Origin of the sequence: Luteolibacter sp. Y139, from assembly GCF_038066715.1 — a bacterium.
GTDB classification, from domain to species: Bacteria; Verrucomicrobiota; Verrucomicrobiia; order Verrucomicrobiales; family Akkermansiaceae; genus Haloferula; species Haloferula soli.
The window spans coordinates 26,211-46,589 of the sequence record NZ_JBBUKT010000010.1; the positions used below are offsets into that span (position 1 = coordinate 26,211).

The window sequence follows — 20,379 nt, forward strand, 5'->3', positions numbered from 1 at the left end:
AAATTTCCCCCTTGTCCCGCGGGAGTTCTTTCGAAAACTCCGGCGCCGCGATGCCGACCGACTCGATTCTCTACGCCACCCGCCAGTACCTGGGGATCGCCCCGACTGTGTCCGTGACCCTGACCCCGATCAAGAAGGGCGCTTCGGGGCGGACGATCGTGCGGGTTGCGACGCCGGGGAAGGACCCGTTCATCGGCATCCACTGGACGGACGAGCGGCCGGACAGCGACAATTTCCTGCCGGTGGCGAAGTTCCTGAAGGCGACGAAGATCAACGTGCCGGAGATTTTCCACGAAATCCCGCACCGCCGGGTGGCGCTGGTGGAGGACCTGGGAGACACGGATCTGCTGTCCCTGAAGGACCGGCCGTTTGCGGAGCGGGAGCCATATTACCGCTCGGCGCTGCAGCAGATCGACAAGCTCTTCTACTCGAAAGGGCCGAAGGATTTCGAGCTGATGCCAGCCTTCGATGAGTCGCTCTATCGCTGGGAGCAGGAGTATTTCTTCGATCACCTGGTGGAGGACCTGCTGGGGATGGATGCCTCCGGGCTTCGGGAAAACGAGGATTTCCAGGCGCTGGCGAAACGTCTCGGGAGCTCGGCGAAGCACCTGGTGCACCGGGATTTCCAGTCGCAGAACCTGCTGTTGAAAGACGGGAAGGCGTGGTGGATCGATTTCCAGGGGATGCGCCGCGGGCGGCAGGAGTATGACATCGCCTCGCTCGTGTTTGACCCCTACATGGATCACTCGGCGGAGGACCGGGAGGCGATCCTCTCGATCTGGGAGGACATTTCCGAGGACCGGCCGGAGACGACGATCTTCCGCCAGTGCGCGGCCCAGCGGCTGATGCAGGCGCTGGGGGCGTATGGAAACATCGCCAGGAACAAGGGGGATGAGTGGTATCTCCAGTTCGTCGCGCCGGCCGCACGCAGTCTGGCGGAGGTGACCGCGGGGACGCCGCTGGAAAAACCCCTCGCGCCGGTGCTCGCGAAAGCGACAGAGTTCGCGCCGTGAATACCCCGTCGAGCCGGACCTTCACCAACGCCGCGATTTTGCTCGGCGTGGGGCTGTTCGCGCTCGGTGGAGCCTCGCTGATCCCGCCGCTGCGGGCGCTGGAGCGGTTCATCGTGAAGCAGATCGCACTGCAGATCGATCCGGTAGATACGATTCTCGATGGCCAGGGCAGCCAGGAGACCCCGTGGACGCGCCGGAAGGCGGTGCCGCCGGTGGTGCCACCGCCGCCGCGGGTGCTGACGATCGATGAGGATCCGGAGCATTGGTTCAGTGCTTCGCCGCTGGCAGCAGTCGATCATGCCTTGATTTTCGCCCGGCTGGCCGATGTCGGTCACAAGACGCTCGGGGTGGGCCACCTGATGGTGTGGGATCAGACGGATCCACTGGCGATGGGGGCGCTGCGGAAGCAGCTGGACCGCTTCGATGCGGCGGTGCTGGCACTGCCGCTGGCCCATGGTGCCGCGCCGGAGCCGGTGGCCGCGCCTTTCCTTCGCTGGTCGATCCCGGCGAGCGATGCGAAGGGGAAGGTTTCGGGGTTGCCGCAAGTGAACCGAGTCTCGATCCCGAATGTGGAGCTTGGAGGGCAGAAGACCCTGGGTGGGTTCTCGCTGTTAGAGAACGAGAAGGACCCGGGGGATGGGAAGCAGGCCCTGCTCGCGCAGTGGGGAGACCGGGTGATTTTCTCTTTCCCGCTGGCGGTGGAGATCGCCGCGAACGGGCTGACGCCCGCCGATGTGCTGGTCAATGTCGGGCGGGAGGTCCGTCTCGGCATGGATGGCCCGGTGATTCCCATCGATGGCTTCGGCCGGGGTGCGGTGGCGGCGAACGTGCAGACGATCGAGGCCCCGGCGATGCGGCTGATTTACGAGAAGAACTCGCTGCCGCCGATGGCGGAGCCGCTGGTCACGCGCGATGTGCGGGCGGACTTGCCGCCCGAGGAGAAGGCGTGGTCGGACCGGCTGGCCGCGAGCGTGCAGGCGCTGCGGCAGGCGCAGCGCTTCCAGCAGGCGGTGACGCTGCCGCGGCCGGACACGCTGATGGAGCTGGCGCTGATGCTGGGCATGGTTTTCTTCGGCACGTGGGCGACCTGCCAGCGGCACATCGCGTGGCGGGCCATCACGGCGCTGATGCTGGCGGGGATCGGGGCACAGCTGCTGTATCTCTTCGCCTCGCGGCAGAACCTGTGGCTGCCGCCGCTGGCGATCCTGTCGCCGGGGCTGACGGCCTTCGGGCTGGCGTTTGCGAAGAAGGGCGGAGCTGAAGCTCCGGTCGTAGTAGCGGCGGGCTCTTCTCCGGTGATCGATATTTCCTCGGAGATCGTGAGACCTGCGCCGGTGGTGCTGCCTGCTCCTGCGCAGCTGGTCATTTCCGAACCCGCGCCCGAGACGGAACCCATTTACCCGTCCGTGTATGACTGGCCTGATTCGGTTGCACCGGTGGATGAGGTAGAGTCGGCTCCCAAGCCGGCCCGCAAGGCGGCCAAGAAAGCCGCTGCGAAGAAAGCGGCCACCAAGGCTCCGGCGAAGAAGGCGGCCAAGAAAGCTCCCGCCAAAAAGGCCGCGAAGAAGGCAACGCGGAAGAAGGCCGAAGCCACGGACGACGTGGAAGCCGAGCCGGCTGACGACGAAACGGCTTCCTGACATTTCCAGATTTCCAATCCAAGATCCTCGCTCCCATGTCGCTCCAGCATCCCATCGAAAAAGCCGAGTCCCTGATCGAAGCGCTGCCGTATTTGCAGGCCTTCCGCGGGAAGACCTTTCTCATCAAGATGGGTGGCTCGGCGATGGAGGATCCGGACTTGGTGGCGAAGGTGATGCGCGATGTCGTCTTCCTTGAGGTGGCCGGCATCAATCCGATCGTGGTGCACGGCGGTGGCAAGGCGATCTCCGCGGCGATGAAGGATGCGGGACTGGATGCCGAGTTCGTCGGCGGCTTCCGCGTGACCTCGGACCAGGCGATTTCGATCGTGGAGAAGGTGCTCTCGAATGAGATCAATCCGGGCCTCGTCCGCATGATCCGTGACCTCGGCGGCAAGGCCGTGGGCATCGCGGGGACGGATGTTTTCCTCGGCGAGAAGATGCATGCCACGGGCAAGGATGGCGAACGCGTGGATCTCGGCCGGGTGGGGGAAGTGGTGGGTTGCCAGCTCGGGCAGATGGATGCGGCGCACCGCGCGGGCATCGTGCCGGTGATCTCGCCGCTCGCTGCGGAACTTGCGACCGGGCGTCCGCTCAATATCAATGCGGACCTTGCCGCGGCCGCGCTCGCGAAGGAGTTGCGGGTCGCGAAGTTGGTCTATCTTTCCGATGTGCCCGGGCTGATGAAGGACCCGACAAAGCCGGAGACCCTGATCAAGTCGGTGAGCCGCGCGCAGGCGGATGAGCTGATGGCGGACGGAACGATTTCCGGCGGCATGATCCCGAAGGTGAAGAGCGCGGTGGATGCGCTGAATGCGGGGGTGAGGAAGGTGCACTTCATCGATGGCCGACTGCCGCATGCGTTGCTGCTGGAGATCTTCACGCACGGTGGCATCGGCACCGAGGTGACGCGCTAAGCGGTGCGGCGCTTGAAGAGGCGCGCGACGACGAAGAGGAGCAGCGGCAGCACGAGCGCGAGGCGCTTCCAGGGGAAGGCGGGCTTGGTCGCGGGTGTGCTGGTGGATTGCGCGGCGGCGATTTCCGCGCCGGTGGCGAGCGGCGTATTCTGGCTCAGGACGAAGGGGGCGTAGCGTAGCACGGCGGCTTCGAATTCGTCGTCGTTCTTGGCCTTGGCGAGGAACTCGCGTTGGCATTGCCAGAGTGCTTGAGCCGGACGATCGGAGGCGAGTGCGAGCTGATAGAAACGCTCCATGAACTCGGGCGTGGAGCGGTCGGAGACTGGCCACAGGGCGACGACGACTTCGCGGGCACCGGCGAGGGCGAAGCCCCGGCGCAGGCCGAGCAGGCCTTCGCCGGAGACGGCGGTGCCGGCGCCGGATTCGCAGGAGGAGAGGGTGACGAGGCGGGTGCCTTGCAGCGGGAGCTTGGCGACCTCGGAGGGGAAGAGGAGGTCATCGTCCGGTGAGAAGAGCGGACTGTCTGCCTTTCTCAGCGCTGCTCCATGCAAGAGCAGGCCGCCGGCGTGGAGCAGGTCCGCGTGCTCGTCGAAGTCGAGGTCGGTGGCGGGTGACAGGTCATCCGCGAGGAAGAAGGCGTGGCAGCCCAGGTGCAGCACGGCGGGTGCTTTCGGGAGAGAGGCGAGTGCTTGTTCGCTGGCCTTTTCATTCCGCAGGAACTCGGAGCCGCGCGGTGCGAGCTTCTCCAGCCGGCTCATTTCGTCGGCGGTGCCCGGCATGTCGGCGAGGCTGGCGAGAAGTTCTAACAAAGGGTCATCGCCGGGAGGCTCTTTCGATTTCGGGAACTCCGAGACTCCTAGTAGTTCCCATGGCGATGAGGAGAGCTTCGTGGTTGCGGCGGGATTCAGGAGATCGCGGCCACTGGTGACGGTGGCGACCTGGAGGAAGCGCGAGCATAGCGGCTGCATGCCCTCATCCATCAGTGCGGGCAGGGGCAGGAAATGCAGCGCGCCGTCCGGGGAGAAGGCGATGTGCTGCGTCTCGGCGGGAAGCTCGCGGGCGATGGGTTCCCAGAATTTCTGATGAAGGGAGCGGAGGATGCCGCGGAGCTTCAGCGCGGGTGGTGGATTGCTTTTGCCAGCGAGGGCACTGGCCCGCCAGGCGAGGCGTTCGCGGAAGGCGGCGAGCCAGCGCTGGAGGTCCTCCTCGGTGCCTAGCAGCACCCACTTCGGCGGGCCCTGGGGAAGCAGGATGACGGCTCCGTAGGTGTCCGTGCCGTCGAGGGCGGTGAAGCGCGTGGCATCGACCAGCGCCGAGCCGGGTGCGAGTGACTTCTGCACCGTTTGCCAGTCAGGGACGGCATCGGTCTTGCCTCCGGAGAGCATGGCATCGAAGAGGCGTGCCTTCGTGGCGAGCAGAACATGAGCGATGCGCTGGGGATCGCCGGTGGCGCAGGGCAGGGAGACGAGATCGTGGCGCTGGAGGAAATTCAGCCGCTCCTGCTCGCTGCCGTGGCCGATGAGTTCATCGAGCACGGCGATGCCGAGTTCGGTGGCGCGGTCGATTTCCGGGGCGGCGGATTCGATCACCGAGATGCCGATGTTGGTGGCGCGATTGATTTCGGCCGCGGCATTGGGTGCGCCGGAGAGCAGCGCATTCCGGGCGAGATTGCGGGCGGTCTCGGCGGTCTGGAGGTGGATGCGGGGGAGGTGCTTCTCTTGGAGCGCTGCGGCCCGGCGCAGGGATTGTTCCGCGCCCTTGTAGTCGCCCTCGGCTTGTTGGGCGGCTCCCAGATTGTTCAGCGGAGTGATCAGCGAAGGGTGCTGGGGATCGAAGGATTTCTCCAACAGCGCCAGGGCCTCCGCGAAAGAGGCGCGGGCCTCCGAGGCATTGCCGGCGGAGAGATCGAGCGCGCCGAGGTTGTTGATGAAGGGGACGGCCCGGAAAGGGGTGTCGTGGTAAAAGGTGCGTGCTTCGCTGGCGGCTTCTTCCATGCCCTTGCGGGCTTCTTCGGTTTTTCCCAAGCGCAGGTTCGACAGCGCGAGCTGGCTGGAAAGCGAGAGGCGCAGCTCGGGATTCTCGAATTTGAGCGCGAGCGCCTCACGGAAAGTGTCCGCCGCACGGGCGTGGCTGCCGAGCACGTGGAGGTAGCGGCCGAGATTGCCGAGCCGGCGTGCCCGGGACTCGACGTCATCGGCCGGGGTGGCATCGAGCGCTTGGCGGAGCAGCTCGCCGGCTTCCGGGTAGTTTCCTTGGGCGAGGAGGTTGAGGGCGAGGTTGTCGGTGCCTTGTAGCCGCTCGGCTCCCTCAGGGCGGAGTTCGATGACTTGTCGAAGGTGTTTCTCGGCGTCCGTTCCTTTTCCGAGATCCTGCTCGGCCATGGCCAATGCCTCCAAGGCATCCGAGCGTCCCGCGGGGCTGTCGGTGGCGAGGCGCTCGACCGCGGTTTGCAGATGGGGAAGGGCCTCCTCCGCCTTGCCGGCCTGTCGCTCGATGACGCCGAGCGCTTGCAGCGCGCGGCCGAGTTCGATGGCGTTTTCGTCCGAGGGTGCTTTTTGCCACGCCGCTTCCCAGTCGGCGACGAGAGCTTCGAGTTCCTTTTCCGCCGCGGCCAAGTCGTTCGTATCGAGCGCACGGGCCGCTCCCATGCCGAGGATCAGCAGGGTGGCGAGAGCGCGACGAATCGGGGGCATCGGGGTTAGAAGCTACGTCGTTAACATCCCCGAAGTGTTCTCCGGTGACAAGCCTGCCAGCCAGTCTTCGCTTGAATACCCGCGCTTTGGGCGGAGTCTGAAATGCCATGAAAGTCGCTGCACTGATTCTTGCCCTGAGCTTGCCGGCTCTGGCCGACTGGAAAGACGATGTGACCCCGGCCACGCTGGGCCCTCAGCCGAAGCTGGTGCCGCAGGAGTTCGAGTACCGGCTCTCGTGGAATGGGATGGTGGATGCCGGAAAGCTCACCTTCACCTTCGGCAAGCCGGATCCGAAGTTCCCGACCGACTACGTGACGCGGGTGACGGGTGGCAGCACGGGCGTGGCTTCCAAGCTCTACAAGAGCGATATCGCCCTGATTTCACGGCTCGATCCCGCGACCCTGAGGCCGCGCGCGTCGGTGGGCGTGCAAAACGAAGGGGATGAAATCGTGACCACCCGCAGCACGTGGGCGGGCACCCAGGTGACCAGCGAGCACGTGACCAAGGTGGTCAAGACCGGTGTGGAGGCCAAGCTGGACAGCACTTTTGTGTTCACCCCGGTGCACGACATCGTCTCGGCGATGCTTCATGTCCGCAGCCAGAAGTTGGACAATGGCGACACGCTCACGATGCCGCTGATGCCTTTCAACAAGCCCTACCTGATGCGGGTAGAGGTGCTGGGGAGGGAGAAATTCGCCAACCGGGACACGATCAAGCTCTCGGTTTCCCTCCAAAAGATCGAGCCGAAGACCAAGACACTGCTGCCCTACAAGAAGATGAAGAGCACGACGATGTGGCTGTCCGACGATGCCAACCGGATCCCGGTGGAGCTGCGTTCGGAGGTTTTCATCGGCGATGTGCGGATGACCCTGGCCGGGGCGAAGAAGCTCTGAGTAGCGGTCGGTTGCCTCGACCACGTTTAATTGACGGCCGTTTGGCGTGCAAAACGCGTCAAGCACGTAGAACTACGCTAAAACACTCGCTTGCCATTTTGTCCGATTTTGGAAAAGATAAGTCAACCTTAGCCGGAAGTAAGTATTTCTAGTGCGAAATGCATGATTCCCAAGGGGTTCTGTTCCCTTCCCCCGATAGTAACCATGTCTTCGACCACGCCGGACGACCTAATGAATGCCTTGGCCACCGAGTTGGGGGCCTTGAATGAGGCAAGCGCGGAACGTCTCACGACCATCCTGCGCGGCCTGTTTGCCTGCATGCAGGATCTTAACAGCCGGCTTGCCGTGCTGGAGAGCCAGGCGGCGCTGCAGGCGAACGGGGAGAATTGATGGATCTGAAGCCCGGAGAACCGCGTTGGTCCTCCGGGCCCCATTGGGATCAGAGATACTTGTCGGTCACAGCGCCCTCGCTGGCGCTGGTCGTGAGCTTGGCATACTTCGCCAGCACGCCGCGGGTGTAGCGGGGAGCGGGCTGGGTCCAAGCGTCACGGCGGGCCTTGAGGGTGGCCTCGTCGAGATCGACGGAGAGGGTGTTGTTCACGGCGTCGATGGTGATGATGTCGCCGTCCACGAGCAGGCCGATGGGACCACCTTCGTGGGCTTCCGGGGTGACGTGGCCGACGACGAAGCCGTGGCTGCCGCCGGAGAAACGGCCGTCGGTGATGAAGGCGACCTTCTTGCCTAGTCCGCGGCCCATGATGGCGGCGGTGGGCCCGAGCATCTCACGCATGCCGGGACCGCCCTTCGGGCCTTCGCGGCGGATGACGATCACGTCGCCCTCGACGATCTCGCCGCCGAGGATGGCCTTCATGCCTTCGTCCTCGGAATCGAAGACGCGGGCGCGGCCGGTGAAGAGCTCGCCTTCCTTGCCGGTGATCTTGGCGACCGCGCCGCCGGGGGCGAGGTTTCCGTAGAGGATGCGGAGGTGGCTGTCCTTCTTGATCGGGTTGCTGACCGGGCGGACGATTTCCTGGCCTTCGGGGTAGTAGAGCTTCGAGTTCGCGATGTTCTCCGCGAGGGTCTTGCCGGTCACGGTCATGCAGTCGCCGTGGAGCAGGCCGCCTTCCAGCAGGATGCGGAGCAGCGGCATGGTGCCGCCGATCTTCACCAGCGCGGCCATGGAATACTTGCCGGAGGGCTTCAGGTCGGCGAGCAGGGGCACGCGCTTGCCGATCTCGGTGAAGTCATCGATGCAAAGCGGCACTTCCGCGGCGTGGGCGGCGGCGAGCAGGTGCAGCACGGCATTGGTGGAGCCGCCGAGGGCGATCACGACGGTGATGGCGTTCTCGAAGGCTTTCCGGGTCATGATATCGCGCGGCTTGATGCCGAGCTTGATCATGTTCACCACCGCGGCACCGGCGTCGAAGCAGTCCTGCATCTTCTCGTCCGAGACGGCGGTCTGGGACGAGGAGTTCGGCAGGGAAAGGCCGAGCGCCTCGATGGCGGAGGCCATGGTGTTCGCGGTATACATGCCGCCGCAGGAGCCTTCACCGGGGATGGCGCAGGATTCCACGGTTTCGAGCTCCTCGTCCGAATATTCGCCCGAGGCGTGCTTGCCGACGGCTTCGAACACGGAAACGACGTCGAGCTCCTTCAGCTCGCCCTTGATGGTGGCGCAGCCGGGGAGAATGGTGCCGCCGTAGACGAAGACGGACGGGCGATTCATGCGGGCCATGGCGATCACGCAGGCGGGCATGTTCTTGTCGCAGCCGCCGATGGCGACGAAGCCGTCCATGCCTTCGCAGCCGACGACGGTCTCGATCGAGTCGGCGATGACCTCACGGGAGACGAGGGAGTATTTCATCCCTTCGGTGCCCATCGAGATGCCGTCCGAGATGGTGATGGTATTGAAAATGACGGCCTTGCCGCCCGCGGCGTCGGTGCCCTTCGCGGACTCCCTGGCGAGGCGGTCGATGTGAATGTTGCACGGGGTGACCTGCGACCAAGTGGAGGCGATGCCGATTTGCACTTTGGCGAAATCTTCCTTCTTGAAGCCGACCGCGTAGAGCATCGCGCGGGAAGGCGCGCGGTCTGGGCCGTCCAGCATGGGCGAGGAGTAAGGTCGGGTCTGATCGGACATGGGAGAGGGACGCTAGGGGGAGAGTCCGAGGGAGCCAAGAGCGGAATCGATTCCTCGGCTAGGAATGGCGGGCTCTGATTTTGAGGCCGGTTGGTGGGCGATGAGAGATTCAACCACGGATTACGAGGATGGCATGGATGGAAGAGATTGGGACCGGGATGGGATAAATTTGGATGTGATCCAGGACTCCCGTAATTCCGCCATATAGGCATACGGGAATAGTGAAATGCCTGCCGGGTGTTGCAGGGGGATGCGCTGCCGATTCCGCCGAAAATGAGGCGGTAAATGAGGGCGTGGGCGAGAGGCTCGTGTAAATTCCGCACGTAATCTCCGGAAGCGTTTGAAATGGCACCATTCACGAAGTTGCGGAGCTGTAGGGCTTTTCCTGACAAGGGTTTAGTCCGTTCGCGATTTCGCTTAAAATTTTCGTGGGAAGTCAGAAAAATCTCTTGCCGTGCCCGCAATTAGTATCGTTTGTAAATACCGCGTTAATTGCAGGTTGCTGCCCTTGCCGAGACACTCTCCTCACGAAAATCGCCGGTTCCTTTGAACCCAGGGAAACACCGGCACAAACCCAAGAGATTCCGTAGGGAGAGGGTCCGGCAAGGGCGAGCAGTCGCTCCTCCCCGTTTGCCTGCGACACTGCGCTTTACCCCTCCCAGGGCTTTGATTTTCCAGGTAGTCCGGCGTGGTGACGCGAAAGTGCCCCACCTGCTCTTGCCAGCCTGTCCGGGCAGGCCTATGGGGCTCCCGACATGGCCACTTACCGCGTGCTCGTTTCGGATCCGATTTCGGAGAAAGGTGTCGAGGCTCTCGCTGCCGCTCCGGGAATCTCCGTGGATGTAAATACCGGTCTCAAACCGGAAGAACTGCTGAAGATCATCGGCGACTACCACGGCCTCGTCGTCCGATCCGAAACCAAGGTCACCCCTGAGGTGCTCGCCGCTGCCAAGAATCTCAAGGCGATCGGCCGCGCCGGCGTCGGAGTGGACAACATCGACCGCAAGGCTGCCACCGATCACGGCGTGATCGTGATGAACACGCCGACCGGGAATACGATTTCCACCGCCGAGCACGCGTTCACGCTGATGCTGAGCGCGGCCCGCAATATCGGCCCGGCGCACTCCGCGGTGCTGAAGGGTGATTTCAAGGCGGCCCGCAAGGCCTACCAAGGCATCGAGCTCAATACCAAGCGCCTCGCCGTCCTCGGTATGGGCCGGATCGGCACCGAGTTCGCCAAGCGTGCGCAGGCCTTCAACATGACGGTGGTCGCTTATGACCCCTTCCTGACCCAAGCCCGCGCCGATGAGCTGAAGGTGGAGCTGGCGAAGACCCCGGACGAAGCCCTGAAGGGTGCCGACGTGGTGACGCTGCACGTGCCGCTGACCCCGGAAACCAACCGCCTGATCAATGCCGACCGCCTTGCCCTGATGAACAAGGGCGCGCTGGTCATCAACTGCGCCCGTGGCGGCCTGGTGGATGAAGTCGCGCTGAAGGAGGCGATCGAATCCGGACACATCGCCGGGGCTGGTCTGGACGTCTTCGAAGTGGAGCCACCGCCGAATGACCACCCGCTTTTCACGCTGAACAAGCACGTGGTTTACACCCCGCACCTCGGCGCCTCGACCAATGAGGCGCAGGAGAACGTGGGCATCCAGGTGGCCGAGCAGCTTCGCGATTTCTTCGTCACCGGGGAGATCAAGAACGCCATCAACATGCCGTCGCTGGATGCGGCGACGCGCGCGGCGGTGGGCCCCTACCTCGATCTGGCTGCGGCGCTGGGCAAGCTGCTTGCCAAGCTTGGACCGGAGAACCCGGACGCGCTGCGTGTGTCCTACCATGGCCCGCTGGCGACGAAGGATACCGGCCTCGTCTCGCGCACGGCCTTGATGGCGCTGCTGGAGGCCTCGCGGCCTGACGGGCAGGTGAACATTGTGAATGCGCCCGCCATCGCGACCCAGCTCGGGCTGGACGTGACCGAGTCGACGATCAACGCCAAGACCGAGTTCAACGAGCTGGTGGTGGTGGAGCTGAAGAAGGGCGACGTGCGCTATCGCGTGGCTGGCACCCTGATCGGCCAATCGCCGCGGATCGTGGAAATCGACAAGCTCTACGTGGACTGCAACATCGCGGGCCGCTTCCTGTTTGTGGAGAACGATGACCGCCCGGGTATCGTGGGTGTGATCGGCACGGCGCTCGGCAATGCCGGCGTGAACATCGCGAACATGGGTCTGGCTCGCACGTCCGATCGGACGCGCGCGCTGACGGTGATCGAGGTCGATTCCGAGCCGCCGGCCTCGCTGCTCGACCTGCTGAAGAGCACGCCGGGGATCGTGAAGGTGATCACGCTGGAGCTCTGATTTTGGAGCTTCTCTGAAGATTCAGGCCCGGGGCTGAGCTAGCGCTTGCCCCGGGTTCTTTTATTTAGCCCCTTGGAGATGGGAGAGGGGTGGATTTCGACCAACAACAAGCCATGAGATACTTCATCTATCCCGGGGCTGCGGCCTCGCTGATCCTATCCGCCGCGACGATCGGTGGCCGTGCGAGCGCGCAGGCCGAGGATTCCAAGGCCGCGGATCCTGCCCGTCCGGATCCGGGCCTGATGCAGATTCCGGAAGGCTATCGCGACTGGAAGCTCATTTCCGTGGCTCGGGAGGAGGGGAAGCAGGACGACATCCGGGCGGTGCTGGGCAACGACATCGCGATCAAGGCCTATCGCGAGGGGACGCTGCCGTTTCCCGATGGGGCGATCATTGCGCGGATCGCGTGGGCGCTGGTGCCCTCGGAAGAGAACAACAAGGCCTTCGGCCAAGCCCAGTCCCACGTGGCGGGGGCGCCCAAGAATGGCGTCCAGTTCATGTTCAAGGATGCCAAGAAGTATGCTGCCACCGGAGGCTGGGGCTACGCGCAATTCAGTGAGGCCGATGGCAAGCCATTGATTGACAAGGTTAAGCTGGCCGCTTGCTACACCTGTCACCAGCCAGCTGCGGCGCATGATTTCGTTTTCACGCGCTACTCCCTGGGTGGCTTGGCGGGGCAGAAGTGAAGGCGGGGATTCCCGGTTTTGAGAAGATCCGGTTGCCCGGCTAGCGGAATGCATCGAGAAAGTAGGGACTCGGTATTTACCTCTTCGTTCGACTGTCCGGAATTTGACGATGGAACTTCCCGTGTGCCTAACTTTCCCGTTGCCAACCCCTGAAAGCCACTCCTAGGCTAACCCCAGCACATGAAAAAACTCGCCGTTCTCGCTACCGCCGTGCTCGCCTTTGGCGGCGTTGCATCAGCCGACATCCAAGCTCCTCCGGGATCGACCTACACGTCGGCTCGCAAGCTCGGCCGCGGCATCAGCAATATTCTCTACGGATTCATGGAAATCCCGGAGCAAATGGTCCGCAAGTCCGATGACTACGGCCGCAAGGCTGCTTGGTCCTACGGCGTCGTGGATGGCACCAGCCGCGCCCTCCGCCGCCTCGGCTATGGCTTCTACGAAGTCTTCACCTTCACCTGCCCGACCTATCGCGGCACCTTCAAGCAGCCGTATGAGCGCTGCGGCGAAGACAATCGCATCCAGATGAACCCGCACGATGGCCTCTCCGAGTTCCCGCCGGAACTGGGCTTCGAAAGCTACTTCTACCACACCCGCTCCCAGCGCTGGTAATCCGGTAGGACGTGTAGGACAAATCGTCTAAGTTTTTCCCGGCAGCGGTTTCATACCGCTGTCGGGATTTTTTTTGTCAACTTTTGGTCCCCGGCGGCGTTCTTTCACCACACACACCCATGCGATCACTCCTCCTCACGCTCCTGTTATCTAGTGCCGTTCCTCTTTTCGCGGAATCGCGGACGTGGAAGAGCGCCGACGGGGCAAGCTCCTTCAGCGGCGAATATGTCTCGCACGATGACAAGCAGGTCACGATCCGCCGTGAGGACGGGAAGGTATTCACCGTGGCCTACACCAAGCTCCATCCCGACGACAAAACCTGGGTGGCCGCCCAGCCGGAGAATGCCGGGGGGAAAGCGGGCGCGGAAACCGAAGCGGCACCGGATCCGAAGGCGATTTTCGACACGCTGTGCTTCGGTGACAGCATCGATACGGTCAAAAAGAAGCTCAAGGAGAGCAAGGCGGTCGAAACCACCCTCGACGACACCTATCTGGGCCGCACCGGCATCAATGGCGTGTATCACACCCGCCAGAAGATCGGCGGGCTGCACTGCGAGCTCTTCTTCGACTGGACCGCCATGGACACCTTGAATGAGGTGATGCTGCAGACGCAGGGGCAGACGGCGGATGTGTATCCGACGCAGCTCAAGGACACGTGGACGCAACTCGTGGAGCTGATGGGCGCGCTCCATGGCAAGCCGGTCCAGGCCGGCTCCTACCCGGGCGTCAAGCAGGTGAAGGATGACATGTTCCTGCCGACGCACCTGTGGAAGCTGCAGAGCGGCGGCTCGGCCTTGCTCGGCGTCTCGATGCAGCAGGGCGCTTATCTCGTGGTGGTTCGTTTCACCACGGAGAAGGTGCAGCCGACGGCGTTGCCGTGACCGGCGATCAGCTTTCGGGCGCTGGAGCCGGGCTGGTCTTCGCGGGGATCAGCTTTCCGGAAACGATGAAGGCGGTGCCGGCGACGATCATGAACAGCGAGAGGAACTGACCGCTGGTCAGCATGCCGACCATCTTCGAGTCGGGCTCGCGGAATTGCTCGGCGAAGATCCGGAACAGCGCGTAGAAGATGAAGAACAGGCCGGTGAGCACGCCAGCCGGGGCTTTCGGGAAGCGGGTGCGGACGAACCAGAGGATGGCGAAGAGGGCGATGCCTTCCAACAGGCCCTCGTAAAGCTGGGACGGGTGGCGGGGGAGCAGGAAGGGCTCGATGGCCTTCGTAACCGCGGGTTCGTGGCGCTGGACTTCCAGCATCTGCTCGAAGGCGATGCGGTCCGGTGGCATTTGCTCCGACCACAGGGTCGCGAGCTTTTCAGAAGCATCTCCCGCGGCTGTGAGGGCGGAGTCCAGATTCAATCCCTCGGCGTTTTTCTGCTCCACGAGCGCGCGAGGGAATTTCACCGCCCAGGCGACGCCCTCGGCGGTGCGGCCGTAGAGCTCGCCGTTGATGAAATTCGCCATGCGGCCAAAGAACAGGCCGAGCGGGGAGACGACGCAGAGGCCATCGCCGAGGCCACGCCAAGAGACGTTCTTTTTCTTGGCGTAGAACCAGGTGAAGATCACCAGTCCGAGGATACCGCCGTGGCTGGCCATCCCGCCTTCCCAGACCTTGAAGACCATCAGCGGATCCTCAGTGAGCCAATCCCAGCCGTGTTCGCGGGTGTGATACCACAGCATGTAGCCGAGCCGGCCGCCGATGAAGACGCCGAAGATGGCCGCTGCCGCAATGAAATCGCCCGCCGCGCCGGGGGGCAGCACCCACAGCTTGCGCTTGGCCAATACGTTGAGCAGCCAGGCTCCGACGAGGAAGGCTGCCAGGTAGGCCAGCCCGTACCAGCGGAGCTGGATGGCATCGGTGAAGCGGACGAGCACCGGGCTCAGGTCATGGACGTAAGTCGCGAACACGGGGCGCACCTCACACCATTCACCTCACTCGCGCAACCCATGGGGAGGAGAATGACGGATGAAGGGTGCCGTCCGGACGGGCCGGGGATCTGGCCGCCTTTCCGGGGCGCATTTGTCATTTGAAAAATCGTCATTCGTCATTGTCCGCCAAGGCGGCTCGTGCTGTCCTCCCGCCGCCATGAAAATCGTCGTCGCATACTCGGGAGGTCTCGACACCTCCGTTCTGCTTCTCTGGCTCAAGGAGAAGTACAACGCTGAAATCATCGCCTATTGCGCCGACGTGGGTCAGGGCGACGAGCTCGATGGTCTGGAGCAGAAGGCGCTCACCACCGGTGCCTCGAAGTGCTACATCGGCGACCTGAAGGAGGACTTCGCCGCCAATTACATCTTCCCGATGATCCAGGCTGGCGCGATCTACGAGGGCCGCTACCTGCTCGGCACCTCGATCGCCCGCCCGTGCATCGCGAAGGGCATGCTGGACATCGCCCTCAAGGAAGGCGCCGACGCGATCGCGCACGGTGCCACCGGCAAGGGCAATGACCAGGTCCGCTTCGAGCTTTCCGCCGCCTCGCTGGCGCCGAATGTGAAGTGCATCGCGCCTTGGCGCGACGCTTCATTCCGCGCGCAATTCCCGGGCCGCGCGGAGATGATCGCTTTCGCCGAGGCGAAGAACATCCCAATCAAGGCTTCGATGAAGAAGCCGTATTCGATGGACCGGAATCTCCTGCACATTTCCTTCGAAGCCGGCATGCTGGAAGATCCTTGGTATGACGCGACCACTCCGGCCGACCGCGAAATGTATGTGCTGTCGGTGGCTCCGGAAGACGCGCCGGACACGCCGGAATACGTGGAGATCCTTTTCGACAAGGGCAACGCGATCGGCATCAAGCACGAGAACATCGATGCGCTCGTTGCCGAACTCGGCGATGTGAAGGTGACCGGCCAGAAGGATGGCTACGCACTGCTCACTCCGTATGGCGTGATGCGCGTGCTGAACCTGCTCGGCGGACGCAATGGCGTTGGCCGGGTGGACATCGTGGAGAACCGCTTCGTCGGGATGAAGTCCCGCGGTGTTTATGAAACGCCGGGCGGCACGATCTTGCTCGCCGCTCACCGCGACCTTGAAGCGCTGACGGTGGACCGCGAGGCGATGTTCATCCGCGACGGTCTGATTCCGAAGTATGCGCAGCTCGTCTATAATGGCTTCTGGTTCGCTCCGGAACGCGAGGCGATCCAGGCGCTGGTCACTCATACGCAGCAGACGGTTTCCGGCGAAGTGCGCGTGAAGCTCTACAAGGGCAACGTGATGAACGCCGGCCGCAAGAGCCCGCACAGCCTCTACTCCGAAGCCGTCGCCACCATGGAAGGCGGCCAGGAAGAAGCCTACAATCAGGACGACGCGACTGGCTTCATCTCGCTGAATGCGCTGCGCCTGAAGGCGAGCGCGCGGCAGGTGAAGTAAGGGGTGTCGACGTTCCGTCGACGCTTAACGACTCACAAGCAGCGGACATCGAGTTCAGGCTCGATGTCCGTTTCGTTTGCCAGCCAAGCGGCCAAGCGGCGGGCCACGCCGGGGGCGTAAAGAGAGCCTTTGGATCCGAGGCCGTTGAAGACGATGCGGCCGTCTTCCAGCGGGCCGATCACTGGCTGGCTCTTTCTAACGATGGGGCGCACGCCCGCATCGTGGGCGACGACTTCAAAATCCTCGCCGCCTAACAGGCGGGCGATCTTTTCCACTCGTGCGCGACCTTCAGGGGTGGGTTCACCATCGAGCCGATCCCAGACGTAGGTGGATCCTACCTTGAAGGTGTCGCCGCCGGTGGGCACCAGCCAGCCGCCGCCGCCGATGAGCATGCGGTCGTTTTTCCATGGGGCGCGGAGGGTGAGGATCTCGCCCTTGGCGCAGCGGTGTCGTCCGAGGCGTCCGGCCATCAAGCCGGCTGCGCCTTCGCAGAGAATTGGGGTGCCTGATCCTGTGTTTCGCTGGTCCGCGAAATAGGCTCGGGTGCCTTCGCAGAACTCGCGAGTGGCGACACGGCCGCCGCCTTTGAGGATGATCGCGCGGCTCCATCCCGGGACGTCTTCCTCGATGCGGTCGATCCACGGCTCGGCTTCTTCGAGCTTGGAATCGACCTTGGTCCATTCGGCCTCCGCGACCAATCGCCAGACGGGGAGGGGAAACCAGAGCTGCTTTCCTAACAACTCGCCGACGCGCGCGTAGAATGCCTCTGCTTCCGGCAGGAATTCCGCGATCCGCCAGCTCGGGCTGAAGTTCTTGCCGGTGACGGGATTGATCAGGCCGGCGGCGACCTTCGATGCTGCGCCGGGGCGATCGTCGTCTTCCCAGGTGAACGGCTCGCCGCGGAAATGCCGCTGCCAGGCGAGGCTGCAGCCCGCGAGGCCCATGCCGGTGATGTGGATGGAGTCGCTGATGCTACGATGGTGACTCGCGCGGGGTGGAAATCAACCGCCGTGGCAAAAGCCTTAATCGTAGTGCGTCCAAAGCCGCAGGACCTTCACGGTTTTCTCTTCTTCCAACACCTCGTAGACCAAGCGGTGCTGAATGTTGATCCGCCGAGAATAGGCTCCCTTCAGGTCGCCGACCAAGGCTTCGAACGGCGGGGGATTGGCGAAGGGATCGAGACGGATGACTTCCAGAAGCTCCTTTGCCTTGGTGGCGAGCGGAGTGCCCTTGAGCTTCTTTGCGTCCTTCTTTGCCTGACGGGTGAAGGCGAGTTCGTAGCTCACAGGTCGATTTCGCTGCTGCACTTCGACAGGGGCTCCTTCATGCCCTGAAGGATCGACTCGCGCATGCCCGGGATGCTCACGAGATGCAAAGTCTCTTGGATCGCACGCCAATCGTCCTCACCCACCAGCACGGCATTGCCTCGTTTGCCGGTGATCTGGATCGGCTCATGGTCCGACAAGGTCGCATCAATGAGATTGTAGAGATCCGTGCGAGCGGAGGTGGCGGTCACCGTCTTCATGGTGGAAGCGTACGGGATTCCGCTCGTAAATCAACCGGCAATCTTGGCCGGATTCCCCAAGCGGTCATTCGTGAGACATGCTTCGCGGAAGAAGAGCTCGCTGGGGATCACGAGTTCGATCGATTCCAAAGGCTGTGGGATGTCGATCCCACAGAAGAGGGCGACGAAGTCCTCGATCTCCATATTGCCGTAGCCGGTGCCGAGGGCAGTGATGGCGACGGTTTTCAAGCCGTCGATTTCCGAGCAACGCTGGAGCACCAGGCGAATCGCTTCTACGGTGTCTTCGCGGGTGGTTTCGTAGAAGCCATTGGCGGCGACGACGGCGAACATGCGGCCCCAGGTTTCCGCTGGCTCGATCTCGAAGACGCTGCCGCGGTGGGCGATCTTTGAGCCGCTCGCTGCCAAGGCGCGGGTCATGGCGTCCTGCAAGGGCTTGCCGTGCTTGCCCAACAGGCTCGCACCTGCGCCACCGGAGAGGAAGAGGTGCTCATTGGTTGAAAAGACGATGGCGTCAGCCACCGTGTCCACGATATCACCTTGGCAGATTATCCGTTCAGCCATCTTCGTAAGGTTGCGCCTTCGCTGAGAAAGATCAATGCTTCGTCTTCATGGCTAAGATCGTCGGCCAATTCGCGACCAAAGCCATGAGAGGAAGGCTAGAGCTAGAAGGTTCACGGTAGACCAAATGAGACTCGTCGGAATTGCTGCGATCAGAGCGAAGTTCCGTCCGGTGTCGCTCGACCAGCGGCTCATGGCTTCTCGAGCAGTCGGGGTCATCTCTTTGGGGGATAATTCGCCGTTTCCATCCAGGTCATATTTCTCCCACGCCCACCGCAGCTCGATTTCGGCTGCCACCACCACGCACAGATACAGCGCTGAGCTCAGGACCACGCAGCCGACAAACCAACGAACCGTGCTGCCCTCAACCCACGGCAAACGGTGCTTCGAAAACCAAGTCGCAAGCGGAAGCGCAAGCCAGAGAATCGCAAGGAGGTTGCCAACCATCGGGTAGATCGACACTGATCCTATCACGGGGTGCGAAGATACGATCGTGAAGTCTTCGTGCGATTGGTGAAATTTGACACCAAATGAACGAGGCGTCCTGATCTCTTGCGTCTCACTCGCCTCCACGATATCTCGCTGGCGGGCTATCCATTCAGGCTTCCTGAGCTGGGGTAGCCTCCGCCGGGAAAGATCAACGCTTCATCTTCATGTCCAAGATTGCCACACGCCTTCCGAATGCCGAAGAGCAAGCGACCCTTCAGGGTGCCACCGCTTGGGTGAACGAGATTCTTGAGAAGGAGTTCAAAACCAAGGTGCGGTTGAAGGGGACGCGGGAGGATATTCCGACGCTGCACACGATGCTGAGCGAGGGGCCTTACACGGAGGATGTGGAGACAGAGCTGACGTCGTTCGGGATGGTCTTCGGGCACGTGCTCGCGCGTGAGCTTGGGATGCGCTGGGTCATTTATCGCGATGACGACGGAAGTGACTATGCCTTACAATACCAGGACCTGAGCCTCTTTCTTTTCCCCTGCGATATGATCGTGAAGCGGGTTGAAGAAGGAGAGGACATCAATGAGGTCAACCTGGAGGCAATACTGGAGAACTTGCACGCGGCGTTGGCCGAGGATGTGGCGAATGCGGCCAAACACCGGCAGTCTTGATTGAAGAGGCCATCTTCTACCAAGATCTCATTGGGTGATGGCATTCTTCCTGTAGAGAACGTGATGGATCAAGGGATGGTCGGCCTCCAAGGAGGGATGCTCGAAGTCATCGCCCGGGTCATGAGAAAATCCCAGGCGCTCCATCAGCTTCCGCGACCTTGTATTCGATGCGGTCGTGAAGGAGACCAGTTGCTTTAGCTTCAGCGCCGAAAAAGCGTAGTCCTCCGCCTGCCGGGCTGCGGCGAAGGCAATGCCTTGGCCCCAGAATTTCTGGAGAAGACGCCATCCGATTTCCACACAAGGGGTGAAATGGGCTGAGAACTTGGGCTCGGACAGACCCGTAAAGCCCGCGAATTCTCCGTCTACTTCGATTGCCCATAGACCCCATCCCCGCTGGTCGATGCCGTCGCGGAATCGCTGCAGGGCTTGCCGGGATTCGTCGGCACTCAGACGATGCGCGAAGAACCGCATGACCTCTGGATCGGCGTTCATCGCTGAGAACGGCTCGAGATCAGCATCAATCCACTGGCGCAAGACAATGGAGGATTTCATTCTGAGGTGCCAGTGGAGGCCCGGCGCTTTCTGAATCTCTGGAATAAAGTGAGTGACCACCAAGTGGCGAGAATCACCGCGGCACCGGTGACGGCAACCGCTGCCACGTTAAGTGCGGGCGCCAAAGGGTTCGGGTAGTCGATCATCTGGCCAGTCCCGGGGCGGAGATCCCAATAGACCTGCGCAAACGGAAATCCCGTGCCGTGGAAGCCGTCGGGCTTGCCCCATGGAACTTGGGTGAGGCACATCCCGGCGACGAGGCTGACGCAGAGCCAAATGCCCAGGACGCCAGTGATCGTCACCTTCGGTTTCATGGC

At 62.7% G+C, this 20,379-nt stretch carries 20 protein-coding genes; 11 read left to right on the top strand and 9 right to left on the bottom strand.

The features are described 5' to 3' along the window. Nucleotides 1-50: 50 nt before the first annotated feature. Genes WKV53_RS21400 through argB form a run of 3 tightly spaced genes read left to right on the top strand, consistent with a single transcriptional unit; the run spans nt 51 to nt 3,567 of the window. Nucleotides 51-1,013 (top strand): phosphotransferase, encoded by a 963-nt coding sequence (locus tag WKV53_RS21400; RefSeq protein ID WP_341406849.1) that lies wholly within the window; start codon nt 51-53, stop codon nt 1,011-1,013. Next, nucleotides 1,010-2,653 carry a hypothetical protein gene (locus WKV53_RS21405; RefSeq protein ID WP_341406850.1) on the top strand — a complete coding sequence of 548 codons (1,644 nt, stop codon included), beginning with the start codon at nt 1,010-1,012 and terminating at the stop codon, nt 2,651-2,653. Before WKV53_RS21400 ends, WKV53_RS21405 begins: the two co-directional genes overlap by 4 nt. Before the next feature lie 35 nt (nt 2,654-2,688). Beyond that, on the top strand, nt 2,689-3,567 hold the full coding sequence (gene argB / locus WKV53_RS21410) for an acetylglutamate kinase (RefSeq protein WP_341406851.1): 879 nt from the start codon (nt 2,689-2,691) through the stop codon (nt 3,565-3,567). On the opposite strand, the gene WKV53_RS21415 is transcribed toward argB, so the two are convergent. Then, on the bottom strand, nt 3,564-6,260 hold the full coding sequence (locus WKV53_RS21415) for a CHAT domain-containing tetratricopeptide repeat protein (RefSeq protein WP_341406852.1): 2,697 nt from the start codon (nt 6,258-6,260) through the stop codon (nt 3,564-3,566). The two genes, argB and WKV53_RS21415, sit on opposite strands and share 4 nt — an antisense overlap. 107 nt (nt 6,261-6,367) lie before the next feature. Between WKV53_RS21415 and WKV53_RS21420 the strand changes: the two genes are divergently transcribed. Both WKV53_RS21420 and WKV53_RS21425 read left to right on the top strand, forming a co-directional pair. After that, complete coding sequence (locus WKV53_RS21420; protein WP_341406853.1) at nt 6,368-7,153, top strand: DUF3108 domain-containing protein; 786 nt, start codon at nt 6,368-6,370, stop codon at nt 7,151-7,153. A 204-nt stretch (nt 7,154-7,357) separates the two neighbouring features. After that, nucleotides 7,358-7,543: a hypothetical protein gene (locus WKV53_RS21425; RefSeq protein WP_341406854.1), complete on the top strand. Its 186-nt coding sequence runs from the start codon at nt 7,358-7,360 to the stop codon at nt 7,541-7,543. A gap of 49 nt (nt 7,544-7,592) precedes the next feature. Here the strand turns inward: WKV53_RS21425 and ilvD are convergent, their stop codons facing one another. Beyond that, a complete protein-coding gene (ilvD, locus tag WKV53_RS21430) occupies nt 7,593-9,293 on the bottom strand; it encodes a dihydroxy-acid dehydratase (protein ID WP_341406855.1) in 1,701 nt (566 codons plus the stop codon). Between the two features lie 755 nt (nt 9,294-10,048). On the opposite strand from ilvD, the gene serA reads away from it, so the two are divergent. The 4 genes from serA to WKV53_RS21450 all read left to right on the top strand — a co-directional run bounded on the left by serA (nt 10,049) and on the right by WKV53_RS21450 (nt 13,832). After that, nucleotides 10,049-11,653, top strand: coding sequence for a phosphoglycerate dehydrogenase (serA, locus tag WKV53_RS21435; RefSeq protein WP_341406856.1), 1,605 nt, complete (start codon nt 10,049-10,051; stop codon nt 11,651-11,653). A 113-nt stretch (nt 11,654-11,766) separates the two neighbouring features. Then, a complete protein-coding gene (locus WKV53_RS21440) occupies nt 11,767-12,339 on the top strand; it encodes a cytochrome P460 family protein (RefSeq protein WP_341406857.1) in 573 nt (190 codons plus the stop codon). 180 nt (nt 12,340-12,519) lie between these two features. Then, nucleotides 12,520-12,951 (top strand): exosortase system-associated protein, TIGR04073 family, encoded by a 432-nt coding sequence (locus WKV53_RS21445; protein ID WP_341406858.1) that lies wholly within the window; start codon nt 12,520-12,522, stop codon nt 12,949-12,951. Nucleotides 12,952-13,070: 119 nt separating this feature from the next. Beyond that, nucleotides 13,071-13,832 carry a hypothetical protein gene (locus WKV53_RS21450; RefSeq protein ID WP_341406859.1) on the top strand — a complete coding sequence of 254 codons (762 nt, stop codon included), beginning with the start codon at nt 13,071-13,073 and terminating at the stop codon, nt 13,830-13,832. A gap of 7 nt (nt 13,833-13,839) precedes the next feature. Here the strand turns inward: WKV53_RS21450 and lgt are convergent, their stop codons facing one another. After that, nucleotides 13,840-14,865 carry a prolipoprotein diacylglyceryl transferase gene (lgt, locus tag WKV53_RS21455; protein ID WP_341406860.1) on the bottom strand — a complete coding sequence of 342 codons (1,026 nt, stop codon included), beginning with the start codon at nt 14,863-14,865 and terminating at the stop codon, nt 13,840-13,842. A gap of 169 nt (nt 14,866-15,034) precedes the next feature. On the opposite strand from lgt, the gene WKV53_RS21460 reads away from it, so the two are divergent. Next, nucleotides 15,035-16,318 (top strand): argininosuccinate synthase, encoded by a 1,284-nt coding sequence (locus WKV53_RS21460; protein WP_341406861.1) that lies wholly within the window; start codon nt 15,035-15,037, stop codon nt 16,316-16,318. 32 nt (nt 16,319-16,350) lie between these two features. On the opposite strand, the gene WKV53_RS21465 is transcribed toward WKV53_RS21460, so the two are convergent. The 4 genes from WKV53_RS21465 to WKV53_RS21480 form a co-directional block, all read right to left on the bottom strand. Further along, complete coding sequence (locus WKV53_RS21465) at nt 16,351-17,262, bottom strand: NAD(P)/FAD-dependent oxidoreductase (protein WP_341406862.1); 912 nt, start codon at nt 17,260-17,262, stop codon at nt 16,351-16,353. 78 nt (nt 17,263-17,340) lie between these two features. Then, on the bottom strand, nt 17,341-17,604 hold the full coding sequence (locus tag WKV53_RS21470) for a Txe/YoeB family addiction module toxin (RefSeq protein WP_341406863.1): 264 nt from the start codon (nt 17,602-17,604) through the stop codon (nt 17,341-17,343). Beyond that, a complete protein-coding gene (locus WKV53_RS21475) occupies nt 17,601-17,843 on the bottom strand; it encodes a type II toxin-antitoxin system Phd/YefM family antitoxin (protein ID WP_341406864.1) in 243 nt (80 codons plus the stop codon). The genes WKV53_RS21470 and WKV53_RS21475 overlap by 4 nt, the downstream gene beginning before the upstream one ends. Nucleotides 17,844-17,873: 30 nt before the next feature. Continuing rightward, nucleotides 17,874-18,404: a macro domain-containing protein gene (locus WKV53_RS21480; protein ID WP_341406865.1), complete on the bottom strand. Its 531-nt coding sequence runs from the start codon at nt 18,402-18,404 to the stop codon at nt 17,874-17,876. A 650-nt stretch (nt 18,405-19,054) separates the two neighbouring features. On the opposite strand from WKV53_RS21480, the gene WKV53_RS21485 reads away from it, so the two are divergent. Next, nucleotides 19,055-19,510 carry a DUF3806 domain-containing protein gene (locus tag WKV53_RS21485; RefSeq protein ID WP_341406866.1) on the top strand — a complete coding sequence of 152 codons (456 nt, stop codon included), beginning with the start codon at nt 19,055-19,057 and terminating at the stop codon, nt 19,508-19,510. Between the two features lie 27 nt (nt 19,511-19,537). Here WKV53_RS21485 and WKV53_RS21490 read toward each other — a convergent pair whose 3' ends face one another. Further along, nucleotides 19,538-20,122 carry a GNAT family N-acetyltransferase gene (locus tag WKV53_RS21490; RefSeq protein ID WP_341406867.1) on the bottom strand — a complete coding sequence of 195 codons (585 nt, stop codon included), beginning with the start codon at nt 20,120-20,122 and terminating at the stop codon, nt 19,538-19,540. Continuing rightward, a complete protein-coding gene (locus WKV53_RS21495; protein ID WP_341406868.1) occupies nt 20,059-20,376 on the bottom strand; it encodes a hypothetical protein in 318 nt (105 codons plus the stop codon). The genes WKV53_RS21490 and WKV53_RS21495 overlap by 64 nt, the downstream gene beginning before the upstream one ends. Nucleotides 20,377-20,379 lie beyond the last annotated feature (3 nt).